Origin of the sequence: Cryobacterium adonitolivorans, from assembly GCF_004402695.1 — a bacterium.
Classification (GTDB): Bacteria; Actinomycetota; Actinomycetes; order Actinomycetales; family Microbacteriaceae; genus Cryobacterium; species Cryobacterium adonitolivorans.
This window is the reverse complement of sequence record NZ_SOFL01000050.1, coordinates 1-24,679: the sequence shown is the minus strand read 5'-3', so window position 1 is coordinate 24,679 and position 24,679 is coordinate 1. Positions and strand designations below refer to the sequence as shown.

Below are 24,679 nucleotides of genomic sequence, written 5' to 3'. Positions count from 1 at the left end.
GGGAGCTTGAGGGCGCGGCTCGCGCCGGCCCGCCCAGCAGGACGGCCGAGACGATCAGGCCGAGAGCCGCGCCCGCGAGCAGGCCGGCGCCGGCCGCCGCAGAGGCAGGCAACGCCACGAGCACGCCGGCCGAGGCCCAGCAGGCCGCGGCCGGCAGCGCCAGGCGCAGGTCCAGGCCCATCGTGCCGCCCATCCGGCCGCTCATACGGTGATCAGGTCCTTCAGCGCGGCGAAGGTCTTCTCGCCGATCCCGGTCACATTGCGCAGGTCCTCGACGCTGGCGAAACGCCCCTCCTTCGCGCGGTAGTCGAGGATGCGCTGCGCCATCGCCGGACCGATGCGCGGCAGGGTGTCGAGGTCTGCCATGGTCGCGGTGTTGAGGTTCACCGTGGCCGCTGCGGCTCCGGTTCCGGCCGCACCTGCCGTGCTCTCCGTGCCACCGGACCCGGCCTGCACCCCAGCTGGCGGGCCGGAACCGACCTCGCCGAGGGCCGGAACGTAGAGCTGTTCACCGTCGGCGACGAGCCTGGCCAGGTTGAGGCCGGCCTCGTCCGCGGTGGGCAGCAGCCCGCCGGCGGCCGCAACGACGTCCACTACCCTCGCGCCCTGGTGAACCTCGAACAGGCCAGGATGAACGACGGCGCCCAGCACGTGCACGAAGACTCCCGGAGCCGCCGAAGCGCCGTCCGGCGCGGCCGTGCCCGCCTGGTCCGCCGTGTCCGCCGGGGAGTCAGAAGCGGAACCGGCGACCGGCTCCCCCGCAGCGCTCCCCGCGCCCTCCGCCGAAAGCGGTCCAGCACCCGAGTCCGCCGGGACCTGCACGCTGTGGCTCACTTGGCCGATCGCGGTCACGGCGACCGTCACGCCCAGGGCCGCCAGCAACAGGACGATGGCCGCGCCCACGCCGATACGCACACGGGTGCGGCCGGCACCACCAGACGGGGCACCTGATGGCCCCGAGGTCACGCGCGACGTCGGAGCCAGGCTGTTGAACGGGTCGAATGCCATGACGGCACGCTAAAACGCACCGCCCCGTGCACCGGCCCCTCGAGGGGAACCTGTGCGCGGGGCGGGGCCTGGACCGCCTGTGGAGGCGGGGCGTGCGGCTTACGTCGCGGGCTTGGTGACGATGCTCACCATCCGCGGAGCCCGCACGATCACCTTGATGATCTCGCGGTCGCCGATGGAGCGGATCGCGGCGGCCGACGCACGGGCGAGGGCCTCCAGGTCGTCGTTGCTGATTTTCGGGGAGATCTCGAGGCGGTCGCGTACCTTGCCGTCGACCTGCACCACGGCGGTCACCGACTCGGCGACCAACAGGCTGCGGTCGGGCTTGCGCCAGAGGGCGAGGGCGACGCACGGCTCGTAGCCGAGGCGTTCCCACATGTCTTCCGCCGTGTACGGGGAGAACAGGTTCAGTGCCATCGCGGTGACCTCGGCAGCTTCGCGCACGGCGGCATCGGCCGGACCGGCGCCGGTGTCGATCACCTTACGGGTCGCGTTGACGAGTTCCATCATGCGCGCCACGACGACGTTGAACTTGAACGACTCGATGAGCGACGGTGCGTCGGCAAGGAACCGGTGGGTGACCCGGCGCAGGGCCACGTCCCCGGTCTTCCATTCCACATCCCGGGCGCTGGTGACGTCACGGGCGACGCGCCAGGCGCGCGCCAGGAACTTTGCCGAACCGACCGGGGACACATCGGCCCAGTCGATGTCGTCTTCGGGCGGGCCGGCGAACGCCATGGTCAGGCGAACGGCGTCGACGCCGTACTTGTCGACCTCCTCAGTGAAGTAGACCAGGTTGCCCTTGCTCTTGGACATCTTGGCGCCGTCGAGGATGACCATGCCCTGGTTCAGCAGCGCCGTGAACGGTTCGGTGAAGGTGATGAAGCCGAGGTCGAAGAGCACCTTGGTGATGAAGCGCGCGTAGAGCAGGTGCAGGATGGCGTGCTCGACACCTCCGACGTACTGGTCGACGGGTGCCCACTTGTCGGCTTCCTTCGGGTCGAAGGCCTTGGTGTCGTCGGTGGGGTTGAGGAAGCGTAGGAAGTACCAGGAGCTGTCCACGAAGGTGTCCATGGTGTCCGCGTCGCGCTTGGCCGGCGTACCGTCGATGGGGTTGACGACGTTCACCCAGTCCGTGGCACCGCCGAGCGGGGACGTGCCCTTTGGCTTGAGGTCGAGGCCGTCGGTGGGCGGCAGCAGCACCGGCAACTGGTCCTCCGGCACCGGGATCTCGGTGCCGTCTTCGCCGTGGATGATCGGGATGGGGGTGCCCCAATAACGCTGGCGGGAGATCAGCCAGTCGCGCAGCCGGTAGTTCTTGGCCGCGCGCCCGGTGCCGTCGGACACCAGCTTTTCGATCATCCGCTTGATGGCGTTGGCTTTGGTGAGGCCGTTGAGGGCGCCGGAGTTGACCAGGCGGCCGTCGCCGGTGAGCGCGACGCCGGTCTGGGCGGGGTCGAGGGCGTCGGAGTCGAGGGGCTGCAGTTCTTCGGAGCCGTCCAGCATCCCCGGAGTGATCACCGGGATAACTCCGGTGACCAACGCTGTGGTGTCCACGACGACGCGCACCGGCAGGTCGAAGCGCAGGGCGAAGTCGAGGTCACGCTGGTCGTGGGCCGGAACGGACATCACGGCGCCGTGACCGTAGTCGGCCAGCACGTAGTCGGCGGCCCAGATCGGCAGGCGCTCGCCGTTGGCCGGGTTGATCGCGTACCGTTCGAGGAAGACTCCGGTCTTCTCCCGGTCGGTGGCCTGGCGTTCGATCTCGGTGCTGTTTTGCACCTGTACCAGGTAAGCCGCGAAGCGCTCCCTCACCTCGGGTGACGCGTCGGCGACGAGGTCTGCGGCCAGGTCGGCGTCGGGGGCGACGACCATGAACGTGGCTCCGAAGAGGGTGTCGGGGCGTGTCGTGAACACGCTGACCGGCTCGGCGCGACCCTCGATGGTGAAGTCCACGTCGGCGCCGATGGAGCGGCCGATCCAGTTGCGCTGCATGTTCAGGACCTTGGCCGGCCAGGTGCCCTCGAGCTGGTTGAGGTCGTCGAGCAGCCGGTCTGCGTATTCGGTGATCTTGAAGTACCACTGGGTGAGCTTCTTCTTCACCACGACGGCGCCGCTGCGTTCGCTGGTGCCGTCGGCGAGCACCTGCTCGTTGGCGAGCACGGTCTGGTCGATCGGGTCCCAATTGACCCAGCTGTCCTTGCGGTAGGCCAGGCCCTTCTTGTACAGCTGCAGGAACAGCCACTGGTTCCACTTGTAGTACTCGGGGTCGCTGGTGTGCAGCTCGCGGGACCAGTCGAAGGATGCCGCGTAGAGCTTCATGCTCTTCTTCTGCTGCGCGATGTTGTCGTAGGTCCAACCGCGCGGATCGATGCCGCGCTTGATGGCGGCGTTCTCGGCGGGCAGGCCGAAGGAGTCCCAGCCGATCGGGTGCAGAACGTTGAAGCCCTGCTGGCGCCAATAGCGTGCGACGATGTCGCCGAGCGCGTACACCTCGGCGTGGCCCATGTGCAGGTCGCCCGACGGGTAGGGAAACATGTCCAGCACGTACTTGCGCGGCCGGGTGTCCTCGGGGTCGCTGGTGCGGAACGGCTCCAGCTCGTCCCAGATCGGCGCCCACTTCGCCTGGATGGCGGCGAAGTCGTAACCGTCTTCGTCCTCGGGGCCGTTGGAGATGGTGTCGTGCTCGTGTGCCACGTGACTCTCATTCATTGTGGTGAGGTGGCGTTCTGCGCAGCGAGTATGTACCCCGCCGGCGACGCCCAAGCTCCTAGGTTACTAAACCCTGGCCATCTGCCGGGTCCGGTGCCGCGGCGGAGGCCAGGATGGCACGGATCAGGGCTCTGGCCTTGATCCGGGTCTCCTCGATTTCCTCGTCGGGTACCGAGAGCGCGGTGATCCCGCCGCCGGTCCCGAGCGACGCGCCGGCCGGTCCCAGAACGATGCTGCGGATGACCATGGCCAGGTCGACGGCGCCGTCCCAGCCGAGGTAGCCGAACGCTCCGGCGTAGATGCCGCGGTCGCCGCCTTCGAGAGTGCGGAGGATGTGCATGGCGCTGGCCTTGGGCGCCCCGGTCATCGACCCGGCCGGGAAGCAGGCCTCGATGGCGTCGACGGCGGTGAGGCCGGGCGCGAGGCGCGCCTCGACCGTGCTGACCAGCTGATGCACGTGCGGGTAGCTTTCGACCTGCAGCAGCGACGTCACGGCGACCGAGCCGAGTGCGGCGACGCGGCCCAGGTCGTTGCGCATGAGGTCGACGATCATGAGGTTCTCCGCCCGCTCCTTGTCGCTGGCGAGCAGCTCCGCGCGCAGCATCCGGTCGGTCGCCGGGTCGGGTGACCGGGGCCTAGTGCCCTTGATGGGACGGGTACGCATCCGCCCGCGGGGGCTCACGGAGAGGAATTCCTCCGGCGAGGCGCTCAGCAGCGCATGCGCGCCAAACCTGAGCAAACCACCGTGGTGGCTCGGGCTCCCGGCGCGCAGCGTGCGGTACACCTCGACGGGGTCGAAGCGGCCGGCCACGGTGACCTCGTTCGTGAGGCAGAGCTGGTAGGCGTCGCCGGCCGCGATGCGCTCCTGGCAGGCGTCGATCAGCCGGGTGTACTGCCCGGCGTCGTGCCGCCAGCGTACCTCGGGCGGCCCGGCGGATGCGTGCGGCCGGGCGGGCCGGGCGGCTTCGGCCGGCCCGCCGCGCAGCCGCGCGTCGAGACGACGGGCGGTGTCGACCAGCCAGGCCTCAATGTCGGCCCCGGACTCCCCCGCCCCGGCACGGGCGAGCAGGGTGACGGTGCGGGCAGCATGGTCGAACGCGATGACGCGGTCGACGAAGAGCAGCGCGGCATCGGGCGCCTCACCGTCCTGCGCACCATTGCACCCGTCCGCCGAAGCTGCCAGCCCGTAACCGAACCAGCCCACCCAGCCGAGCCGGAAGCCGACCTCCGCCTGGGCGTCCGGTCCCGGCGCGGACCCGGACCCTCCGGTGCTCCCGGCTTCGAAGCGGAGGAAGTCGAAGATGGTGCCGACCGTCGTGACCGGTGCGGTGGCGGGGTCCAGCGGCCGGAAACAGGTCACGGTGCCGGCGCGGGCCGACGCCGTGGCAAACCGTGAGCCGTGGTGCGCGTCGGCGAGGTAGCTCGTCCCGGTGGTCGCCCCGGCACCGGCATCGAGCCAGACGGCGTACGGTGACTCCGCGCACAGCGCGTCGAAGGCGTCGGCCGGGTCGAGCCAGTGCGAGAGCATGGCCGAATGCGGCGCCCCTGAATGCACCGGGAAGCCCCGGTCGGGGACGCTGGGGGTGGTCGGCACCCGTCCAGCCTAGGGCGCGGCCGGGGGCGGAACGCGGGATGAGCGGGTCAGCCGATCTGCCACGGGAAGATGCCGTGGGTGACAACGGCCATGAGGAGTCCCCACAGGGTGCCGATCGGGAGGGCGAGAACGATCCTCACAGTGCGCGGCTTCAGCCACGGGATGAGCGCGAAGGGGATGGTCATGACCACGGCGGCGAAGATGCAGGCTTGGATCGCGAGTCCGGCGTCACTCGTGTCGAGCCCGTAGCCGCCGCCGCTGCAGCCACTGATCCCGCACCACGATATTCCGGCCAGTACGGATGCCGGCAGGCAGACGAGGATGACCACAGGGACGGCCCACAGTAGGTGCCGTGCCTGGCGTGATTGGAACCCGTTGGTCACGTACCGGGACCCGCCGGGATTCCCGAATCTGGTCACCGTCCAGTGTCGCGCGACCCGGCCGGTCGGCACCAGAGCCCAGAACACGGGCCAGCACCGCCGACACGGCGCACAACACGAGTTCGCAGACACGCTTTAGGCTGGCGAGGTGAACGACGTACTCAACTGGATCCTGGACGCCGTGAGCGCCGTCGACCCCGTCGTGCGCACGGTGCTTGCGGGTGTGGGAATGCTCCTGGAGACCTCGGTGCTGATCGGATTGGTCGTTCCCGGCGACACCATCGTGATCGTGGCCAGCACCGCGGTGGAGGGCCCGGTCGAGTACATCGCGCTGGTGCTGGCGGTCATCCTGGGTGCCCTGGCGGGCGAGAGCATCGGCTTTTACCTGGGCCGCCGGTTCGGCCCCTGGATCCGGCGCAGCTGGCTGGGCCGGCGGATCGGTGAGAAGCACTGGGCCGCTGCCGAGCGTTATCTGGCCCGGCGGGGCGGTATCGCCGTGTTCCTCTCGCGGTACCTGCCGGTGTTGCACTCGATCATCCCGCTCACCGTCGGCATGAGCACCATGCGGTACCGAACCTTCCTGACCTGGACGGTGCCCGCCTGTGTGCTCTGGACCCTGGCCTATGTGAGCGTCGGCACTGCGGCGGCCGAGGGCTACCGCAGCGTTTCAGATCAGCTGCACTTTGCCGGGTACCTCTTCGTCGGGGCGATCGCGGCGTTCGGCGTCGTCGTGGTGGTCGTCAAGCGGTGGCTGAAGCGGCGGGAAGCTCGGTTCATCGAGCGGGAGTTTCCCCCGGAATAGGCTCCCGCCGGAGTCCGGACCCGGCGGTGAGGGTCAGCGTGCGCGTGATCAGCTCGGCGGGAACCGGCGTGTGCGAGATGAGCAGCACGGCCCGCCCGGCGGCTGCCGACGCCGACAGGATGTCGTGCACGAGTGCGTCGCCGAGCCCGGTGTCCACGTTGGCGGTCGGCTCGTCGACGATGAGGACCGGGAAGTCCGCGAGCAGCGCCCTGGCCAGGGCGATCCGTTGGGCCTGGCCGCCGGAGACGAGCGCGCCGCGCTCGCCTACCCGGGCGTCCAGGCCGCCGCGCCTGCGGACCCAGTCGGACAGGCCGACCCGCTCGAGCACGCCGAGGAGGTCGTCGTCGGTGGCGGTGTCCCTGGCGAAGAGCAGGTTCTGCCGAACGGTGTCGTCGAACAGCCAGGGCCGTTGCTCGCATAGCCCGACGACTCGCCGCACATCGGCCGGGGCCAGCTCCCTGGCCTCAACGCCGTTGAGGCGGTACGACCCCGTGTAGTCGAGGAAGCGTACGAGGGCCTGTGCCAGGGTGGTCTTGCCGGCGCCGCTGGCACCGGCGAGATGCACGCGGTCGCCGGCGGCCAGGGTCAGGGTCACCCCGGACAGCGCCGGATGCTCAGCGCCCGGCCAGCTGGCGCCGAGCCCGGTGAGTTCGACTACGGGGCCGCCGGCCGGCAGGTCGATGGGGGCCGCCGCGTCGCCCGGGGCGGAATCAGCGGGGATCTCGGCGGGTATCCGCTCCGGCACCGCCGTCGCCACCCGTTCCGCGCTGGAGCGGACCTGGCGCCAGGCGCTGAGTGCCGGAGGGATCATCGCGAAGACCTCGAACACGGCCATCGGCACCAGAACGACGACGGCGAGGGCCGGACCGGAGAACCCGCCGGTGCCCAGCGCCGGGATCGCCGCGAGGAGGGCGAGCACCGTTGCGGCTCCGGCGCAGAGCGAGATCACGGCCGCCTGCACTCCGGCTCCGGTGGATCTCCGCAGGGCGGCCGTGCGCAGCCGGTCCTCGACGGCCCTAAGGGTGTCCAGTCGCGCCTCGAGAGCGCCGAACGCCGTGAGCACGTCGAGGTTTTCGACGACCTCGAGCACCTCGTCGGCCAGGGCGCCGCGCAGTGGCGCCAGGGCACGTTCGGAGCGGGCCGACAACGCCACCGACACGAGGGTGCCGACGACGCCGGCAACGATCAGGCACAGCGCCAGAGTGAGCCCCGCCGCCGGCAGGACCAGCCAGACTCCGACCACGCTGAGAACCGCCACCAGGCCGGAGGTGGCGAGGGGCTGTACGACGCGCAGGGGCAGGTCCTGCAGGTCGTCGACGTCCCGAACGAGTCGGGTGAGCAGGTCACCGCGTCTGGTGCCGGTCAGGCCGGCCGGAGCGAGGGGCACCAGCCGGGCGAAGATGCCCAGCCGGAGGGCCCCAAGCTGGCGAAACGCGGCATCGTGGCTGGTCAGTCGCTCCAGGTAACGGAACGCCGCCCGGGAGAGGGCGAAGGCGCGCACGCCGACGACCCCCATGCCCAGGAACATGATGGGCGGCATTTCGGCAGCGCGGGTGATGAGCCAGGCCGAGCAGGCCAGGAGAGCAACGGCGCTCGCCGCGCTGACCACACCGGCCGCAAGGCTGGGCAGGCTGCGCCTGGCGGGTGGTTGGGCGAGTCCGAGCACCGCCCGGGCAGCCGGTGAGGGCCGCCAGGTGGTGCGGCTGGAGCGCGACTCAGACATGGGCGACCTCATTCAGGCGCACGACGGCGTCGGCTGCGGCGACGAAGGCCGGACGGTGGCTGACGACGATGACGATGCGGCCCTGGTCGGTCAGTCTGCGAAGGCCTCCGATGAGTGCTGCCTCTGCGTCCTCGTCGAGGGCGGAGCTGGGCTCGTCGAGCACGAGGACCGGGCAGTCCACGGCCAGGCAGCGGTAGATGGCTCGCGCGGCGGCGACACGCTGGGATTGCCCGCCGGAGAGCCCAGCACCGTTGACGCCGAGGCGGTGGGCCGGATCGAGATCGCCGGCGCCCGCCCAGTGCAAGGCCGTCGTCACCAGGGCCTCGTCGATGACGCTCGCCCCCAGGGCGACGTTGCCGGAGACGCTGCCGGAGAAAAGTCCGGGGCGTTGGCCGGCCCAGGCCAGCCAGCCGCGGTCGTCGTCGACCGCCACAGCGTCGGTGCCGAGAAACAGTGTTCCGTCGAAGGGCACGAAGCCCTGCAGTGCGCCGATCAGGGTCGATTTGCCGACCCCGCTCGGCCCGCTGAGCACGGTGAGCCGGCCGGCAGCGAAATCCTGGCTGAACCCGTCGATGGGGGTGGTCTCACCCCGGCGGATGGTCACCGAGTCGAAGCGGAGCCGGGCCGGCGGCGCGGTGCGCGCCGAGGGCGCTCCCCCGGCGGAAGCGGCCGGCACCGGCCGGTTCGGCTGCTCGTCGTCGAGGATTGTGAAGACCTCTTCGGCCGCGGCGAGGCCGTCGGCAGCGGCGTGGAACTGGGCCCCGACCTGGCGCAACGGCAGAAATGCCTCAGGAGCCAGAAGCAGGACGAACAGTCCGACGCCCAGCAGCAGCGATCCCTCCACCAGCCGCAGTCCGATCGACACGGCGATCAGCGCCACGGAGAGGCTGCCAGCGAGTTCGAGGACGAAGCCGCTGAGGAACGACACCCGCAGCACCGTCATGGTGCGGCCGCGGTATTCGTCGGTGAGCTCGGCCAGGCGCGCCGCCTGGCGGCGGTCCCGGCCGAAGATCTTGAGGGTGGCCAGTCCCCCGACGACGTCGAGGAATCCCGATGACAGCCTCTGCAGCGCATCCCACTGCTGGCGTTGCACGGCCTGGGTGGCCTGCCCGATCAGGATCATGAAGATCGGGATGAACGGGAGCACGATGATGACGGTGATGCCGCTGGCCGGATCCTGCCACAGCATGACCAGGACCAGGATCGGTGTGGCGATCGCCGTGAGCAACAGCTGCGGCAGGTACCTGGCGAAGTAGTTGTCGAGCGCGTCCAGTCCGCTGGTGATCACGGTGGCGACCCTGGCGCCCTGTTGGCCGGCCAGCCAGTCCGGCCCGCGCTCGGCGAGCCTGGCCAGGACCGCGGCGCGCAGCTGACTCTTCACGGCAGCGGCGCCCCGGTTGGCGGCGACCTCGAGCAGCCAGACGAGCACGGCGCGCACGACCACCACAGCGGCCAGCGCGGCCACGGTGGTGCGCAGCGACTCGAAGGAGCCACCATCCACCGCGAGGGTGATGCTCTGGCTCAGCAGCCACGCGAAGGCGACGACGGTGAGGGTCTGGGCCAGGCCGAGGACCGCACCGACGAGGAGGAACCAACGCGCGGCGGAGGCGTGGGTGAGGAGCCGTGGATCGAGTGGACGCATCCCGTTTAGTGTACGGCGGCTTCGATGTGGGACCGGCTGATCCGTTTGCGGAACACCCAGTAAGTCCAGCCCTGATAGCCCAGGATCACGGGGGCCGCGATCAGCGCTGTCCAGCTCATCACCTGCAAGGTGTACGGGGTCGATGAGGCGTTCTCGATGGTGAGGCTGTTGGCCACGTCGTTGCTGGCGGGCATCACGTCCGGGAACAGCGACGCGAACAGGGTCAGCACGGCGAAACCGATGGTGACGGCCATCAGGCCGAACGCGGTGCGCTCGTTGCCGCGCAGGTTGGCCAGGTACGCGGTGATCAGGGCGACGGCCGCGACGGCGGCGAGGATGCCGGAGGCGAGTGTTCCGTAGGCCAGCGTGGTCCAGACCAGGAAGGAGGCTGCGACCACGATGGTGACGAGCCCCGACCTGATAGCCAGGGCGCGGGCCCGCACCCGGATGTCGCCCTCGGTCTTGGTGGAGACGAAGATCACGCCGTGCGTGAAGAAGAGCAGCAGCGTGGTGAGGCCGGCAAGCAGCGCGTAGGGGTTCAGCAGGTCGAAGAAGCTGCCGATGTAGTTGAAGTTCTCATCCAGCGGCACGCCGCGGACAACGTTGCCGAAGGCGACGCCCCAGAGTAGGGCGGGCACGGCCGACCCGACCACGATCATGGTGTCGAACGACTTCTTCCACTTCAGCTCGGGCCGCTGGTGGCGGTACTCGAACGACACGCCTCGGGCGATCAGGGCCAGCAGGATGAGCAACAGGGCCAGGTAGAAGCCGCTGAACATCGTCGCGTACCACTCGGGGAACGCGGCGAAGAGCGAGGCTCCGGCCACGATCACCCAGGTCTCATTGAGGTCCCAGACCGGGCCGATGGTGTTGATCAGGACGCGGCGGTCGGTGTCGTCCTTGCCGAGGAACGGCAGCGACATGCCCACCCCGAAGTCGAACCCGTCGAGGACGAAATAGCCGATGAACATCGCGGCGATGATCCAGAACCACAGGATATTGAGTTCCATTGTGAGCTCCTAGTAGACCGTGGTCGTGTGCTTGATTTCGCCGGACACCGGGTCGGGCACCGGAACGTCGTCCGGTCCCTTCTGCACGGCCTTGAGGATCAGGCGGAATTCCACCACCGCGAGGGCGCCGTACAGGAGGGTGAAGGCGATGAGGGAGATGAGGATCTCCAGCCCGCTCACGTTAGGCGAGACACCGTCCGAGGTTTTGAGGAGGCCGAAGACCAGCCAGGGTTGCCGGCCCATCTCGGTGAAGACCCAGCCGACGCTCATGGCCAGCAGTGACATCGGGAACGACCAGATCGCGATCTTCCAGATCCAGGTGCGGGGGCTCTTGCCCTTGCGGGTCACCCACAGGCCGGCGACGGCGACGAGGATGTGCGCGATGCCCAGGCCGATCATCCACCGGAACGACCAGTAGGTGACCCAGATGATCGGGGCGTAGTCGCCGGGACCGTAGAGCTGCACGTACTGCTCCTGGAGGTTGTTGATTCCCTCCACTGTGCCGTCGAAGGTGTGCGTGGACAGGAACGACAGCAGGTACGGGATGCGGATGGAGAAGAGTTCGCTGACGCCGTCCGGGGTGCCGAGGGTGAAGATCGAGAACGAGGCGTCGGCGCCCGAGGCCGTGTTGTACATGGCCTCGGCCGCGGCCATCTTCATCGGCTGCGCCGCCACCATCGCCAGGCTCAGCTGGTCACCCATCAGGGTCGTGAGGGCACCGGAGATGACCATCATCCACAGGCCGAACTTGAGGGCGGGCCGCATGGTCTCGAGGTGCTGGTTGCGGGAGAGGTGCCAGGCGGCCACCGAGATGATCAGGCCGGCGGAGACCATGAAGCAGGCGAAGATCGTGTGCGGGAACGCCGCCAGGGCGATCGGGTTGGTCAGCAGCTCGCCGATGCTGGTGAGCTCGGCCCGACCCTTTTCCGCGTTGATCTGGTAGGCGACAGGGTTCTGCATGAAGGCGTTGGCGGCGATGATGAAGTACGCCGACGCGATACTGCCCACCGTGGTCAGCCAGATGGTGGCCAAATGCAGGCCCTTGGGGAGTTTGTCCCAGCCGAAGATCCACAGGCCGATGAAGGTGGCTTCAAGGAAGAAGGCGGTGATGCCCTCGAAGGCCAGCGGGGCGCCGAAGACGTCGCCGACGAACCGGGAGTAGTCCGACCAGTTCATGCCGAATTGGAACTCCTGCACGATGCCCGTCACCACGCCCATGGCGAAGTTGATCAGGAAGATCTTGCCGAAGAAGTGGGTGAGCTGGAGGTACTTGGCCTTATTTGTGCGGTACCAGGCGGTCTGGAAGATCGCCACCGTCGTGACCAGGCCGATGGTCAGCGGCACAAACAGGAAGTGGTAGACCGTCGTCAAGCCGAACTGCCAGCGCGACAGGAGTAACGGATCAAGCCACTCGTTCATATGCCCTCCAGGAACTGGTTTTCTACGTGTCGTAGAAGACTACTATTCTACGTTCGGTAGAAAGAGCCGTTTCGCTTGATAAAGTTCCAGTATGGGAAGTCTGGGCGTGCTCGAGAGAATGTTGATGGACCTGCTCTGGTCTGCCGACGCTCCCCTGACCGCCAACGAACTGCGCGACGCCCTGCTCGACCCCGAGGCTGCCGGCGCGAAGCCCCTCGCCACGACGACGGTGCTCACCGTGCTGTCCCGGCTGGAGAGCAAGGGCTTCGTCACCCGCGACCGCGACAGCCGGCCGCACGGGTACACGGCAGTGAGCTCCCGCGCTCAGCACACCGCCGAGCTCATGCACGAGGTCCTCGGCACGACGAGCGACCGCACGGCAACCCTGGCCCGGTTCATCGGCAACGTCAGCCCGCAGGAGGCCCAGACCCTGCGTGCCCTGCTCGAGAGCATCGGCCCGTCGCCGGAATGACGATGGCCGTCCTCTTCGGCACGAGCCCCTCAGTCCTGGTCAGGTAGCGTCGCATGCTCAACACCGCTTTGGCCCTGATGGCGCTGGCCGTTCTCCTGGCCTGGCCCGTCCCCATCCTGCTCGCCGGGGCGGACTGGCCGCCTCGCGCGCCAGGCCTGGCCCTCGCCCTGTGGCAGTCGATCGCGCTGGCCGGCGGCATCTCGATGATCGGCTCGCTGCTGGTCTTCGGCCTGATCCCGTTCGGAGCCACCCCGGGGTCGGCCCTCGTCGCGCTCGCCGGGCACGTCGTGGCGGGCACCCTGCCTGCCGGCGCTACCCTGGCGGGCGTGATGGCGCTCTGCCTGGCGCTGATCCTCTGTGCGCACCTATTGCTCAACCTCAGCGCCACGTTCATCCGAGCCGAGCGGCAGCGCCGCCGCCACCACACCCTGATCGGGCTGCTCAGCGACCCGCTGCCCTTCGACAATGAGGGCACCAGGGTCATCGACCATGCCGCGCCGATCGCCTACTGCCTGCCGGGCGGCACCCGGTCGGCCACGGTGTTGTCCCGGGGCCTGCTGCAGCTGCTGGATGCCGACCAGCTGCGTGGCGTGGTGGCACATGAGCGTGCCCATCTGCGGCAGCAACACCACGTGGTGTTGCTGGCGTTCAAGTCCTGGCACAGCGCCCTGCGCTGGTTCCCCATCGCCAACCGGGCCGAGAACGCGGTCGCCCTCCTCGTGGAGATGATGGCCGACGACCAGGCCAGGCAGGAGGTCGATGACCGCACGCTGGCTCGGGCGATCGCACTCGTGGGCACCGCCCACCTGGCGGAGGTCTCCGGCACCCAGTCGCCGCGGGCGGCCTCCGGCGGACTCGACGACACATCCTCCGCCGACCTCGTCGGTCCGCGGGTGAGCCGCCTGCTGGGCACCGTTCCGGCACTGGGATCGGTCGGCCGCACCCTGGTGCTTGCCGCAACGGCAGGCTTGCTCCTGCTGCCCGTGCTGCTGATCGTCACCACCTGAGCGGGGGCCCGGACACACCAACGGCCCCGTCGCGTGAACGGGGCCGGTGGTGACGCGCGGCAGGGTGCTTAGATCAGCCCTTGTTCGGTCAGCCAGTCCGTGGCGATGGTGTCGGCGGCGGCCTGGTCGTTCACGCTCAGGGCGTTCAGCGCCACGAGGGTGTCGGCATCCAATGCGGCGCTGACGGCGTTCAGGATCTCGGCGGCCGAGTCGTCGACCTTGTCGGAGACGACGGGCACGACGTTGTCGGGCAGGAACAGGCCATCGGGGTCGTCGAGGGCGATGAGGTCGTTCGAGGCGATGTTGGGATCCGCCGTGTAGACGTTCGCCAACTGGATCTTCTTGTCGACGAGCGCCTTGACCGTCAACGGTCCGCCGCTGTCCTCGACAGGCGTGAAGCCGGCGATCTCGATGCCGTACTTCTCTTTGAGGGCTGTCGGTCCGTACGGACGGGTTTCAAGCTCGGAGTTGCCGCCGACGGTGATCGGTTCGGTTACCTTGGTCAGCGAGGCGATGTCGGTCAGGCCGTAGGTGTCCGCGAACGCCTGGGTGACGGTCCAGGAGTTCTGGTCGCTGGCGTCGGCCCGGTCGAGCACGGTCAGTCCAGCGGGCAGGGCGGCTTCCAGAGCCGTGTAGACCTCGTCGGCGGTGCCGCCGGGGGCATCGGCGTCAAGGGCCTGCAGCAGGCTGCCGGTGTACTCGGGGAATACGTCGAGGGCGCCGGATTCGATCTCGGGGAGGTATGCCTCCCGCTGGCCGATGCGGAACTGGCGGTCGACAGTGAAGCCGCCGTCCTCCAGCGCCTGCGCGTAGATCTCCGCGATGATCTCGTTGGAGTAGTAGTCCTGCGATCCGATGACCAGCGTCTCGGATCCCGCCGAACTCCCTCCCTCGTCCAGGGGATCTCCGGACGCACACCCTGCAAGGGCTACGACAGCCCCAACCGCGACCGCGCTGACAAGCGCGAGCCGGCCTCGTGTGATTGTGAACATGCTGTTGTCCTTCCTCAGGTACCGATGTTTCGGTAGATGTGTCACCGGGCGACCGTGGGGTCCTCGGTGCGAAGCGAATGGGAAACGGGGGTGCTGTCGGTCGTGCCGGGCGCCCGGCCGCCCACGCGTCCGGAGACTCCACGTGGTACGACAAACCGTTGGATCAGCGCAAAGATTCCCTCCAGCGCCAATGCCAGCAGGATCACGAGCATCGACCCGCCAAGCATTTCCGCATAGTCGCGGGTTTTCAACCCGGCGAACAGGTAGCGGCCCAGCCCCAGGTCGGCCACGTAGGCCGCCAGCGTTGCGGTTGCGATCACCTGCAGGGTGGCAGAGCGCAACCCACCGATCAACAGGGGCAGGCCAAGGGGCACCTCGACCTTCTGCACGATCTGGAGTTCGGACATGCCCACGGCACGGGCCGCGTCGACGGTGCGCCGATCGATCGCTTCGAATCCCGTGTACGCGCCGGCCAGGATCGGCGGGATCGCGAGGACGGTGAGGGCCACGTAAGGGGCCACCACGCCGATTCCCACCCAGAGGGCAACGAGGGTGAGCAGGCCCAGAGTCGGGATGGCCCTGAGGCCGCCGGACGTGGTCACCGCGAGGCCACGGCCGCGGCCGGTGTGACCGATCAGGTAGCCCAGCGGGATCGCGATCGCCGAGGCCATCACCAGGGTGACCAGGGTGAAAACGAGGTGCTGCGCCAGCCGCAGCGGGATGGCGTTGCTCCCGACGTAGTTGGCCGGCTCGAGGATCCAGTTGACGGCGTCGGCGAAGAGGTTCATGTCGCCCTCAGCTCGACGGGCACGTTCGGCTTGCTCGGTGCCGCACGACGGTTCCAGGGCATCAGTACACGCCCGGCGAGCACCAATCCGCCGTCGAAGACCAGCGCCAGCCCCACCGTCACGACGAGCCCGGCGATGATCTCGGCCTGGATCCCACGCTGGAACCCGTCGGTGAACAGGCTGCCCAGGCTCTGCACCCCGATCACGGCCCCCACCGTGACGAGGCTGACGGTGCTCACGGCGACGACCCGCAGGCCGGCGAGCAGCACCGGCCCTGACAGCGGCAGTTCAACCTGCCAGAACCGCGACCAGGCCGAGTAGCCCACGGCCGAAGCGGACTGGCGCACGTCGGCATCCACGGAATCAAGGCCGTCTGACACCACCCGCACCATCAGCGCGACCCCGTACAGGGTGAGCGCGATGATCACGTTCAGCGGGGAGCGCAGCCCGGTTCCGATCACGGCGGGAAGCACGAAGAACAAGGGCAAGGAGGGCACGGCGTAGAGCAGGCCGGCGCCGGTGAGGATGATCCCCCGGCTGATCCGGTACCGGCGCGCGAGCCAGCCCAGCGGGAGGGCGATCAGGAAACAGAGCACGATCGGCGGCAGGCTCAACACCACGTGGTCGAGGGTGCGTGCCCAGATCAGGCCGAGGTTGGCCAGCACCCAGGTCATCGGTCGCCTTCGGCGGGGTTCCCGTTCAGAACCCCGGCCAGACGTCCGTCGCTGTCGACCACAACGTCCTCGGCGCCGTGGCGTTCGACGTGCAGAACCCGTCGGCCACGATCAGCGCCGACGAAGCTGGCGACGAAGTCGTCGGCCGGCCGCGCCAGCAAATCGGCCGGCGAGCCGACCTGGGCAATCCGGCCACCCTCGCGCAGGATGACGATCTGGTCGCCGAGGAGGAACGCCTCCTCGATGTCGTGGGTGACGAAGACAACAGTCTTGTCCAGGTCCTTCTGCAGCCGCACCAACTCTTGTTGGAGCTCGGCGCGGACGATGGGGTCCACGGCCCCGAATGGTTCGTCCATCAGCAGGATGTTCGGGTCGACGGCCAGCCCGCGAGCCACGCCGACCCGCTGCTGCTGGCCTCCGGAGAGCTGGCCCGGGTAACGGTCTGCCAACGCGCGGTCCAGGCCGACGGTGTCGAGCAACACTAGGGCATCCGCCCTGGCCTGACGCTTGGGCGTGCCGCGCAACAACGGCACGGTGGCGACGTTGTCGAGAACCGTGCGGTGCGGCAACAGCCCGGAGTTCTGCATGACGTAGCCGATTCCGCGGCGCAGCTTCACCGGGGGCAGCGTGGCGATGTCCTCCCCGTCGATCGCGACCGACCCGCTGGTCGGGTCCACCATGCGGTTGATCATCCGCAGCAGAGTGGTTTTGCCCGATCCGGAGGACCCGACGAGCACAGTCGTCTTGTGAGAGGGCAGGACCAGGCTGAAGTCCTGTACTGCGAGGGTGCCGTCGGGGAAGCGCTTACTGACTGAACGGAACTCGATCATGGCGGGGCTCAATCCTGAATGCGGGCTTGACGTCCGTCGCTTCCGCGGATGCGGGGCGACGGAAGCGGGCAAGTGCGGATGACTAGCCAACCATTCTTCGGAGCCAGATCCAAAGCGGATTGCGGTGCGGGTCATCAGTGCCAGAGGCGACGGCTCCGGTTAGGCGTCCGGACCGTAGTAGCCGACGAGGTAGTCGTGCATGATGCGTCGGCACTCGGCGATGAAGCGTTCATCACCCTCGGTGTTCCAGGTGAAGGCGCGTGACAGCAGAGAGTCGGCCATTTCGACGGCAACTTCGAGTCGGAAGATCAGGTCGGGGCCGCCGGACAGGCCGAATTCCTCCGACAGGACGCCCGCGATCTGGTTGGCGAAGAACCCCGAGTCCAGTTGGTCCGGCACGCTGGACTGGGCGCGTTCACGATCGGCGAAGTGCAGGATGCGGAATCCGGGCTCGGCGCGATACAGCTCGACGAAGGCCGAGATCCCGCAGTCGACGGCTTCCCACCAGGTTCCGGGCTGGGTTTCCTTGAGCAGGTCGGCGACACGCTGCCGGAAGCGCAGCACCGCCCGCTCGCGCAGTCCCTCGAGGACGGCGACGCGATCAGGGTAGTAGCGGTACACGGTGCCGATTGAGGCTCCAGCACGCTCAGCGACCATGGCCGTCGTGATGCGGTCGAATCCGACTTCGTCGACGACCTCAGCGGCGGCGTCCAAAAGTGCGGTCAGCCGGGCGGCGCTGCGCTGCTGGATGGGCTCGGTGCGGATCTGCCGTCCCTGTGCGACAAAGTCTTCACCGAATAGGTCGATCAGCGCCACGTGGCCTCCTTGAATATACGTCACAATCTTAGGGGCCCCGGCTGACACGCAGACACCGAACACACCCCCCAAATGGAGCGGGAGCACCGGCCCCGGGCGGGTCGCCGAGGCGCAATCCAGCCCCCCGGCTGTCGCGAACGGCACCGCGGCGCATGAGAGACTGAGGTGTGTCAAAGTCCCCCGCCACACCCTCCACGCCCCTGGACCCTGCGCGCTTAATGCACCGAGCAGCACGGATCGAGGATTGGTTACACGACAAGCGGGAGAAGTTCGCCCGTCGGCGCGGACACCTGCCGATCGTCATCCCGTATACCGGCTATGGCACGACGGAGCGCGTACGGATTCTGTGCCGAGTCCTGCTGGCCAAGCCCGTGAAATCCACCGGCACCACCAGCAAACGTCGTCGAAACGAAAAGCGCGACGCGAGCATCCGTGGCTGGCGGAGCTTCACGAGCGTGCCGGTCAACGACGTGACGGTCACCATCGACATCGGCGGCAAGGCGCACAGGGTGCAGGCCGACCGTGGCGGAGTCGTCGACACCGTGATGCAGGTCGACCTGGAGCCGGGCTGGCACACCGCCAAGTTGCACACGCACGCGTCCGCCAGCGTCGACGCGCCGGTCTTTGTGGTCGCCCCCGATGTGCGCACCGGCATCATCTCCGACGTCGACGACACCGTCATGGTCACCACCCTGCCCCGCCCGCTCCTGGCCGCATGGAACACCTTCGTCCTCGACGAGCACGCTCGAGTGCCGACGCCGGGCATGGCCGTGCTGCTGGACCGCCTCGCCGACGCGACAACGGGAGCTCCCGTGATCTACCTGTCCACCGGTGCCTGGAATGTCGCGCCGACGCTCAGCCGATTCCTCTCCCGCAACCTCTACCCGGCCGGAGCACTGCTGCTCACGGATTGGGGGCCCACGCACGACCGGCTGTTCCGGAGCGGCCGGGAGCACAAGCGCGACAACTTGCGCAGGCTGGCGCACGAATTCCCCGACATGAAATGGGTCCTGATCGGCGACGATGGGCAGCACGACGAAGCGATCTACAGCGAATTCCAGCAGGATTTCCCGCAGTGCGTCGCCGCGGTCGCCATCCGCCGGCTGTCACCGAGCGAGGCCGTGCTGGCCGGCCGCAGGGCCAAGGACGCCGCAGAGGCCAAGCCGGATGCGCTCTGGGTCTACGGACCCGACGGTGCGAGCCTGGCGGCCCAGCTGGCCGACCTGGGCCTCCTCGAGGATCCCGGAGCGCCCGGCCCGATCGAATGACCGGCGGGCACGGCGGGCAGACGTCCCCCCTGTACCGGGCTGCCGGTTAGGAGAGGACCGGGGCGGTGCCGCGCCCGGCGAGCAGCCGGTCGAGGCCGCGGTTGATCTGGCGAGCCCAGAGCGGTCCGCGGTAGAGGAAGCCCGTGTAGCCCTGCACCAGGGTGGCGCCGGCCTCGAGACGCTCGGCGACCTGCTGTGCGGTCTCGACTCCGCCGACCGAGATGACGCACAACTCCGCCGGCACGGTGGCCCGAATGAGGCGCAGCACGGCAAGAGACCGGTCATTCAGCGGCGCTCCGGATAGCCCGCCTGCGCCGGCCGCGGCCACGACGGCCGGGTCGGTCAGCAGGTTCTCCCGGCTGATGGTGGTGTTGGTGGCGATGATGCCGTCCAGGCCGAGTTCCACAGTCAGGCCGGCGATGCGGGTCACTTCGTCGTCGGTGAGGTCAGGTGCGATCTTGACCAGTAGCGGGGTGTCGCCGGCCCGGTCCTGCACCGCCCGCAACAGCGGGGCGAGCTGGTCGAGCTCCTGCAGGCCGCGCAGGCCAGGGGTATTGGGCGAGCTCACATTGACCACCAGGTAGTCCGCGAGAGGAGCCAGGGCGACCGTGCTGACCAGGTAGTCGGCTGTGGCGTCTTCGACAGCCGTGACCCGGCTCTTGCCGATGTTGATGCCCAGGACCGGACGGTTGGGGGTGCGGCGAACCTCGCCCAGGCGCGCGACAGCCGCCTCGGCACCGCCGTTGTTGAAGCCCATCCGGTTGATGACGGCGCGGTCGGTTACGAGACGGAACAGCCGCGGTTTGGGGTTGCCGGGCTGGGCGATGGCCGTGAGAGTGCCGACCTCGACGTGGCCGAAGCCGAGCCGACCGAGCCCAATGACGGCGTGGCCGTCTTTGTCGAACCCGGCGGCAACGCCGAACGGCGAGTCGAAGTGCAGCCCGAGGGTGTCGACCCCGATGTCGGTGCGCGGGCGGGTGAACCTGTGCGCGAGCGGGCCGAGGCCCAGGCGCGGCAGCCACCGGATGACCTCGAAGGCCAGGTGATGCGCCTGCTCGGGGTCGATCCGGGTGAGCACGAGCTTGAAGAGGGCGTGGTACACGGCTACCGTTCGGGTTCGGGGTCGGATTCCGTCGCGGCGGCCGCGTGCTCGGTGCGCAGCTGGCCGATCGCACTCTCGAAGTCTTCCAGCGAATCGAACGCCTGGTAGACGCTGGCGAAACGCAGGTAGGCCACCTCGTCGAGGTCGCGCAGCGGGGCCAGGATGGCCAGGCCGATGTCGTTGGCCTCGATCTGGGACGCACCGGTCTGGCGGATGGTCTCCTCGACCTTCTGCGCGAGCATGGCCAGGTCCGAGTCGGTGACCGGGCGGCCCTGGCAGGCCTTGCGCACGCCGGAGACGATCTTCTCCCGGCTGAAAGGTTCGACCACGCCGCTGCGCTTGATGATGTTCAGGCTGGCGGTTTCGGTGGTGCTGAACCGGCGCCCACACTCCGGGCACTGCCGGCGGCGGCGGATCGAGAGCCCGTCGTCGCTGGTGCGAGAGTCGATGACACGGGAATCAGGGTGGCGACAGAACGGGCAATACATTGTGCCTCCGAGCCTACAGTTCCGCTGGTTTGGTGAATCGCGCACTGACGGCGTCACCGTGGGCGGGCAGCGCCTCCGCAGCGGACAGGGCCAGGATGTGGTCGGCCACGCCGGCGAGGCCCTCCCGGGAGTACCGCACGACCTGCTGTGGGCGCAGGAAGGTGTAGGCGCCGAGGGCCGCGGAGAACCGTGCCTGTCCCCCGGTGGGCAGCACGTGGTTGGAACCGGCGGCGTAGTCGCCGAGGCTGACCGGCGCGTACGGGCCCAGGAAGATGGCGCCGGCGTTGTCGATCTGGCCGAGGACCGCGTCGGGGTCTTCGGTCTGGATCTCGAGGTGCTCAGGGCCGAAGGCGTTGCTGAACGCGGCGGCCTGCTCGAGGTCGTCCACCAGCACGATGGCCGATTGGCTGCCGCCCAGCGACGCGGTGACCCGCTCGCCGTGCGTGGTCGTGGTGGCCAGGTCGTCCAGGAGCGCTTCGACGGCGGCGGCGAGCTCGGCGGAGTCCGTGACCAGCACGGCGGCGGCGAGTTCGTCGTGCTCGGCCTGGCTGACCAGGTCGGCGGCGACGAAGGCGGGGTCGGCCGCGGCGTCGGCGATCACGAGGATGTCGGTCGGTCCGGCTTCGGAGTCGATGCCGGTGACGCCGCGCACGAGACGCTTGGCGGCGGCGACGTAGACGTTGCCGGGACCGGTGACCAGCTGCACGGGGTCCAGGCCGAGGCCGGGAACGCCGTAGGCGAAGGCGCCCACGGCACCGGCCCCGCCCATGGCGTAGATCTCGTCGACGCCGAGGAGGCCGGCGACGGCGAGGATGGTGGGGTGCACCCGCCCGTCGAAGTGGCTCTGCGGCGGGGAGGCGAGGGCGATGGAGGTGACCCCGGCCACCTGGGCGGGCACCACGTTCATCACCACGCTCGACGGGTAGACGGCCTTGCCGCCCGGCACGTAGAGGCCGACGCGCTGCACGGGGCGCCAGCGCTGCACGATCTCGGCGCCCTCGGCGATGGTGGTGGTCACCAGCGGCGGCACCTGTGCGGCACTGGCCAGTCGCACCCGGCGGATGGTCTCCTCGATCGCGATGCGGACATCCGGGTCGAGGGCCGCGAGGGCCTCGGCGACGTGGGAGGCCGGAACACGCACGTGCTCGGGGCGCACCCTGTCGAGGCGTTCAGCCTGGTCGAGCAGGGCCAGCTCGCCGCGGGCGCGCACGTCATCGATCAGTTCGGCGGCGACGTCGCTGGCGACGGTGACGCTGGTGAGCGCCCGGGGCACCGAGGCCAAAAGTTCGGCCGGAGCAGGCCGCGTTCCTCGAAGGTCAATCGTCTGGATCATGTCCTCCCAGCTTATCCAAGAACGGCGCCCGCACGGGAATAGGCTGATTAGTGAAACGATTGGCACCACTATGAACGAGCGCATCACCGCACCGGCAGCTCTCCCACCGGCAGGTCTCCCCCGTCCCCCGGCCCTCGACACCGACCCGCACGCCCCTGGCGACCTCGCCGCGTTCAAGAACGCGTTCCGCCGTCACGCGGCCGGTGTCGCGGTCGTGACGGCGCTGGACCCGCAGGGTCGGCCCGTCGGATTCACCGCGACGTCCCTGGCCTCGATGTCTGCAGTACCGCCCCTGGCGACCTTCAACATGGCGAAGTCAGCCAGCTCCTGGCCGGCCATCAACGAGACCGAGCGCGTGGTCATCCACCTGCTCGGGCTGCGCAACCGCGCCCTGGCCGAGCGGCTGGCCGGACCCAACATCGAGCGCTTCGTCGGCGACCATTGGCGGGTGGGGCCGTTCGGGCTGCCCATCCTCAACAACGTGACGTCGTGGATGGTCGGTCGGATCGTGGAGCGCGTGACCGTGCACAATTCGGCTGTCGTCGTCGTGCAGATCGAGGGCGGCGGGCTCGGCGATGACGATGAGGCGCTGATCTACCACGAACGCCAGTACCGGGCGTTGGGCGAAACGCTCTAGCCTGAAAATCCCGCCGATGGCCAACGCCGTCCCGCGGCGCGCTCCGGTCTAGCCGGCAGCGGTCCTGGCGGCGGCCTTGCGTCGCTGTCGTTCCGCTTCCGTTGCGGCGGCTTCCGCCGGGGTGGGCGCGGTTCCGCCCAGATGGGCGGGCTGCCACCAGCGGCCGGCTCCCGGTTCCGGGTAGCGCGCCTGCAGGCCGTCGACGAGTTTCTGCAGCACGCCGTGCAGACGATCGGTGACCTGCTGCGGGTCGTCCTCCGCGCCCACGCGCACCGGAGTGCCGACCGCGAAGGTGACCGGAGTGCGGTAGGCCTCGCCCAGGGACGGCTTGTGGTTCTTCGTCAGCAGCCGGTGGCCGCCCCAGACGGCGATGGGCACGATGGGCACCCTGGCTTCCATCGCCATCCGTGCGGCACCGGTCTTGAGGTCGCGGACGGTGAACGACGCGTTCACGCCACCCTCGGGAAACACCCCGACGAGTTCGCCGGCATTGAGCGCCCGCACCGCGTCGGCGTAGGCCTGGGCCCCGGCCGTCATGTCGACGTTGATGTGTTGCATCCCCCGCAACAGCCAGCCGACGACGGGCTTGTCGAACGCGCCCTTTTTTGCCATGAAGCGGATGTGGCGGCGATTCTTTCGCCAGGTCATCCACTCGACGAGGGCGAAGTCCGCATAGCCGAAGTGGGTGATGGCCAGGACGGCCCCGCCGGCGTCCGGCAGGTTGGTGAGACCCGTCACCCCGGGCCGCACCCTGAAGAGGCCGAAGACTGTGCGACCCGCTGCGATCGCCGTGCTGTAGATCGGTTCCCCGCTGCGCCTTCTCATGATCCCAGCGTAGGGCCACTGGCTGTCAACACGCTGGTCGCAGGGAGGTTTTTGGTCCCGGGCCCGTGATGGTGCGGGCGCCGGTGCGCCGATGACAATCTGGGCGGTCGCGCTATCGTGTGGGCATCCGAGCGAAGGCGACGATGGGCGGCACAGTGACGACAGGCTGGAGTGACTTTGCCGTGGCGATGGCGGGTGCCGCCGCGGCGCTGGCGGGCCTGGTCATGGTGGCTATCTCGGTGAACATCCGGGAGATCCTCGCACTCCCCGGTCTGCCGGCCCGGGCCGCGGCCGCCGTCGGCTCCCTGGTACTGGTGGTGGTGACCTGCGGCCTGCTTCTGGTGCCCGGGCAGCCCGGTCCGCTCCTGGGCGTCGAGGTGCTCGTCGCCGTCGCGCCGGCGGTCGCGCTGCACGCGGTGTCCCTGGGCCACCGAACTCGGCACAGTGCGACACCGCGATACTCCCTCGCGCTCTACGTGCCGCTCGCCGCCATTCAGCTGCTTCCCTTCGTCTTGGGTGCCCTGCTCCTCATCGCCAGCGGCGCCTCCGGCGGCGTCTATCTGGTCGCGGCCGGGGTAGTTCTCACCGTCATCGGCTCGATGCTCGACGCCTGGGTTCTGATGGTGGAAATCCGCCGCTAGCCCCCTCGCGAACTGTGAGCTAAGCACCAGAATTTCGCGATTTGTGGGGCTTTTCTCACGGCTCGCGGATGTCTTGGCCCGGATGCGTCCGCGGGCGGGTGCAGTGTCAGTGGCAGGTGAGACGATCTCACTATGAGCNTCTCACTATGAGCAGCCCCGACCAGGCACCACCGCCCGCTCCGGACGATGACGACTACTCTCCGGAGCCCGCTCCACCTGGATCCACCCCCTCCCGTGTCGACCCGGCCGAAGCCGGGCCAACCCAGCCCACCCCAACCGAACCCACCGCTTTGAAGCCTTACATCCCCGACCCGACCCTGGACGAGTTGGTCTGCTCGGAGCTGGCCCGCCGCACTGAACTGATCGCGGCCCAGGCCCGCGTCATCGCGCACGCGCAGGCCCGGCAAGCCGAGTTCCTTGTCGATCTGCAGGGTTGGAGTGAGGACCCGCAGGTCTCCTCCCGCCTGCACGGCAACCCGGAAAGCATCCGGCTGGCCGACGTGAATGCGGCCACCC

At 69.0% G+C, this 24,679-nt stretch carries 24 protein-coding genes and 1 pseudogene; 7 read left to right on the top strand and 18 right to left on the bottom strand.

The window, feature by feature from the left end:
* From E3O42_RS15485 to E3O42_RS15465, 5 genes are all read right to left on the bottom strand, one after another.
* Positions 1-205 (bottom strand): hypothetical protein (locus E3O42_RS15485; RefSeq protein ID WP_198414158.1); only part of this gene is annotated, 205 nt, incomplete at its 3' end.
* On the bottom strand, positions 202-1,008 hold the full coding sequence (locus E3O42_RS15480) for a ComEA family DNA-binding protein (protein WP_134454801.1): 807 nt from the start codon (positions 1,006-1,008) through the stop codon (positions 202-204). The genes E3O42_RS15485 and E3O42_RS15480, both read right to left, overlap by 4 nt.
* 99 nt (positions 1,009-1,107) lie before the next feature.
* Positions 1,108-3,720 (bottom strand): leucine--tRNA ligase, encoded by a 2,613-nt coding sequence (gene leuS / locus E3O42_RS15475; protein WP_134454800.1) that lies wholly within the window; start codon positions 3,718-3,720, stop codon positions 1,108-1,110.
* Between the two features lie 58 nt (positions 3,721-3,778).
* Positions 3,779-5,314 (bottom strand): anthranilate synthase component I family protein, encoded by a 1,536-nt coding sequence (locus E3O42_RS15470; protein ID WP_241984868.1) that lies wholly within the window; start codon positions 5,312-5,314, stop codon positions 3,779-3,781.
* Between the two features lie 47 nt (positions 5,315-5,361).
* Positions 5,362-5,733, bottom strand: coding sequence for a hypothetical protein (locus tag E3O42_RS15465; protein WP_134454799.1), 372 nt, complete (start codon positions 5,731-5,733; stop codon positions 5,362-5,364).
* Positions 5,734-5,842: 109 nt separating this feature from the next.
* Here E3O42_RS15465 and E3O42_RS15460 point away from each other — a divergent pair, with 109 nt between their 5' ends.
* Entirely contained in the window at positions 5,843-6,496 is a 654-nt protein-coding gene (locus E3O42_RS15460) for a DedA family protein (protein WP_134454798.1), read from the top strand.
* Here the strand turns inward: E3O42_RS15460 and cydC are convergent.
* Genes cydC through E3O42_RS15440 form a run of 4 tightly spaced genes read right to left on the bottom strand, consistent with a single transcriptional unit; the run spans position 6,468 to position 12,290 of the window.
* A complete protein-coding gene (cydC, locus tag E3O42_RS15455) occupies positions 6,468-8,219 on the bottom strand; it encodes a thiol reductant ABC exporter subunit CydC (RefSeq protein ID WP_134454797.1) in 1,752 nt (583 codons plus the stop codon). The genes E3O42_RS15460 and cydC overlap by 29 nt on opposite strands.
* The gene (cydD, locus tag E3O42_RS15450) at positions 8,212-9,861 is read right to left on the bottom strand and encodes a thiol reductant ABC exporter subunit CydD (RefSeq protein WP_134454796.1); all 1,650 of its coding nucleotides are present in this window, start codon (positions 9,859-9,861) and stop codon (positions 8,212-8,214) included. Before cydD ends, cydC begins: the two co-directional genes overlap by 8 nt.
* A gap of 5 nt (positions 9,862-9,866) precedes the next feature.
* Positions 9,867-10,871, bottom strand: a complete 1,005-nt coding sequence (gene cydB, locus E3O42_RS15445) for a cytochrome d ubiquinol oxidase subunit II (protein WP_134454795.1) — start codon at positions 10,869-10,871, stop codon at positions 9,867-9,869.
* Positions 10,872-10,880: 9 nt separating this feature from the next.
* Positions 10,881-12,290 (bottom strand): cytochrome ubiquinol oxidase subunit I, encoded by a 1,410-nt coding sequence (locus E3O42_RS15440; RefSeq protein WP_134454794.1) that lies wholly within the window; start codon positions 12,288-12,290, stop codon positions 10,881-10,883.
* Between the two features lie 91 nt (positions 12,291-12,381).
* Here E3O42_RS15440 and E3O42_RS15435 point away from each other — a divergent pair, with 91 nt between their 5' ends.
* Together E3O42_RS15435 and E3O42_RS15430 are read left to right on the top strand one after the other, a co-directional pair.
* The gene (locus tag E3O42_RS15435; RefSeq protein ID WP_134454793.1) at positions 12,382-12,762 is read left to right on the top strand and encodes a BlaI/MecI/CopY family transcriptional regulator; all 381 of its coding nucleotides are present in this window, start codon (positions 12,382-12,384) and stop codon (positions 12,760-12,762) included.
* 53 nt (positions 12,763-12,815) lie between these two features.
* A complete protein-coding gene (locus E3O42_RS15430) occupies positions 12,816-13,769 on the top strand; it encodes a M56 family metallopeptidase (RefSeq protein WP_134454792.1) in 954 nt (317 codons plus the stop codon).
* Between the two features lie 68 nt (positions 13,770-13,837).
* Here the strand turns inward: E3O42_RS15430 and E3O42_RS15425 are convergent, their stop codons facing one another.
* From E3O42_RS15425 to E3O42_RS15405, 5 genes are all read right to left on the bottom strand, one after another.
* Positions 13,838-14,761, bottom strand: coding sequence for an ABC transporter substrate-binding protein (locus E3O42_RS15425; protein WP_134454791.1), 924 nt, complete (start codon positions 14,759-14,761; stop codon positions 13,838-13,840).
* Between the two features lie 41 nt (positions 14,762-14,802).
* On the bottom strand, positions 14,803-15,549 hold the full coding sequence (locus E3O42_RS15420; protein ID WP_134454790.1) for an ABC transporter permease: 747 nt from the start codon (positions 15,547-15,549) through the stop codon (positions 14,803-14,805).
* Positions 15,546-16,223 (bottom strand): ABC transporter permease, encoded by a 678-nt coding sequence (locus E3O42_RS15415; protein ID WP_134454789.1) that lies wholly within the window; start codon positions 16,221-16,223, stop codon positions 15,546-15,548. The genes E3O42_RS15420 and E3O42_RS15415 overlap by 4 nt, the downstream gene beginning before the upstream one ends.
* Positions 16,220-17,053: an ABC transporter ATP-binding protein gene (locus tag E3O42_RS15410; protein ID WP_134454788.1), complete on the bottom strand. Its 834-nt coding sequence runs from the start codon at positions 17,051-17,053 to the stop codon at positions 16,220-16,222. The genes E3O42_RS15415 and E3O42_RS15410 overlap by 4 nt, the downstream gene beginning before the upstream one ends.
* Positions 17,054-17,212: 159 nt before the next feature.
* On the bottom strand, positions 17,213-17,869 hold the full coding sequence (locus E3O42_RS15405) for a TetR/AcrR family transcriptional regulator (protein ID WP_134454787.1): 657 nt from the start codon (positions 17,867-17,869) through the stop codon (positions 17,213-17,215).
* A 218-nt stretch (positions 17,870-18,087) separates the two neighbouring features.
* Here E3O42_RS15405 and E3O42_RS15400 point away from each other — a divergent pair, with 218 nt between their 5' ends.
* Positions 18,088-19,137: an App1 family protein gene (locus E3O42_RS15400; protein WP_134454786.1), complete on the top strand. Its 1,050-nt coding sequence runs from the start codon at positions 18,088-18,090 to the stop codon at positions 19,135-19,137.
* A gap of 46 nt (positions 19,138-19,183) precedes the next feature.
* On the opposite strand, the gene E3O42_RS15395 is transcribed toward E3O42_RS15400, so the two are convergent.
* The 3 genes from E3O42_RS15395 to hisD are packed head-to-tail and all read right to left on the bottom strand — an operon-like array spanning position 19,184 to position 22,060.
* Entirely contained in the window at positions 19,184-20,239 is a 1,056-nt protein-coding gene (locus E3O42_RS15395; RefSeq protein WP_134454785.1) for a quinone-dependent dihydroorotate dehydrogenase, read from the bottom strand.
* A gap of 2 nt (positions 20,240-20,241) precedes the next feature.
* Positions 20,242-20,727 (bottom strand): transcriptional regulator NrdR, encoded by a 486-nt coding sequence (gene nrdR / locus E3O42_RS15390; RefSeq protein ID WP_134454784.1) that lies wholly within the window; start codon positions 20,725-20,727, stop codon positions 20,242-20,244.
* 13 nt (positions 20,728-20,740) lie between these two features.
* Entirely contained in the window at positions 20,741-22,060 is a 1,320-nt protein-coding gene (hisD, locus tag E3O42_RS15385) for a histidinol dehydrogenase (protein ID WP_134454783.1), read from the bottom strand.
* Positions 22,061-22,130: 70 nt separating this feature from the next.
* Between hisD and E3O42_RS15380 the strand changes: the two genes are divergently transcribed.
* Positions 22,131-22,697, top strand: coding sequence for a flavin reductase family protein (locus E3O42_RS15380; RefSeq protein ID WP_134454782.1), 567 nt, complete (start codon positions 22,131-22,133; stop codon positions 22,695-22,697).
* Between the two features lie 48 nt (positions 22,698-22,745).
* On the opposite strand, the gene E3O42_RS15375 is transcribed toward E3O42_RS15380, so the two are convergent.
* Positions 22,746-23,522, bottom strand: coding sequence for a lysophospholipid acyltransferase family protein (locus E3O42_RS15375; protein ID WP_134454781.1), 777 nt, complete (start codon positions 23,520-23,522; stop codon positions 22,746-22,748).
* A 143-nt stretch (positions 23,523-23,665) separates the two neighbouring features.
* Here E3O42_RS15375 and E3O42_RS15370 point away from each other — a divergent pair, with 143 nt between their 5' ends.
* Both E3O42_RS15370 and E3O42_RS15365 read left to right on the top strand, forming a co-directional pair.
* Positions 23,666-24,163 carry a hypothetical protein gene (locus E3O42_RS15370; protein ID WP_134454780.1) on the top strand — a complete coding sequence of 166 codons (498 nt, stop codon included), beginning with the start codon at positions 23,666-23,668 and terminating at the stop codon, positions 24,161-24,163.
* 146 nt (positions 24,164-24,309) lie between these two features.
* Positions 24,310-24,679: pseudogene (locus tag E3O42_RS15365) on the top strand (hypothetical protein); the annotation flags it as partial.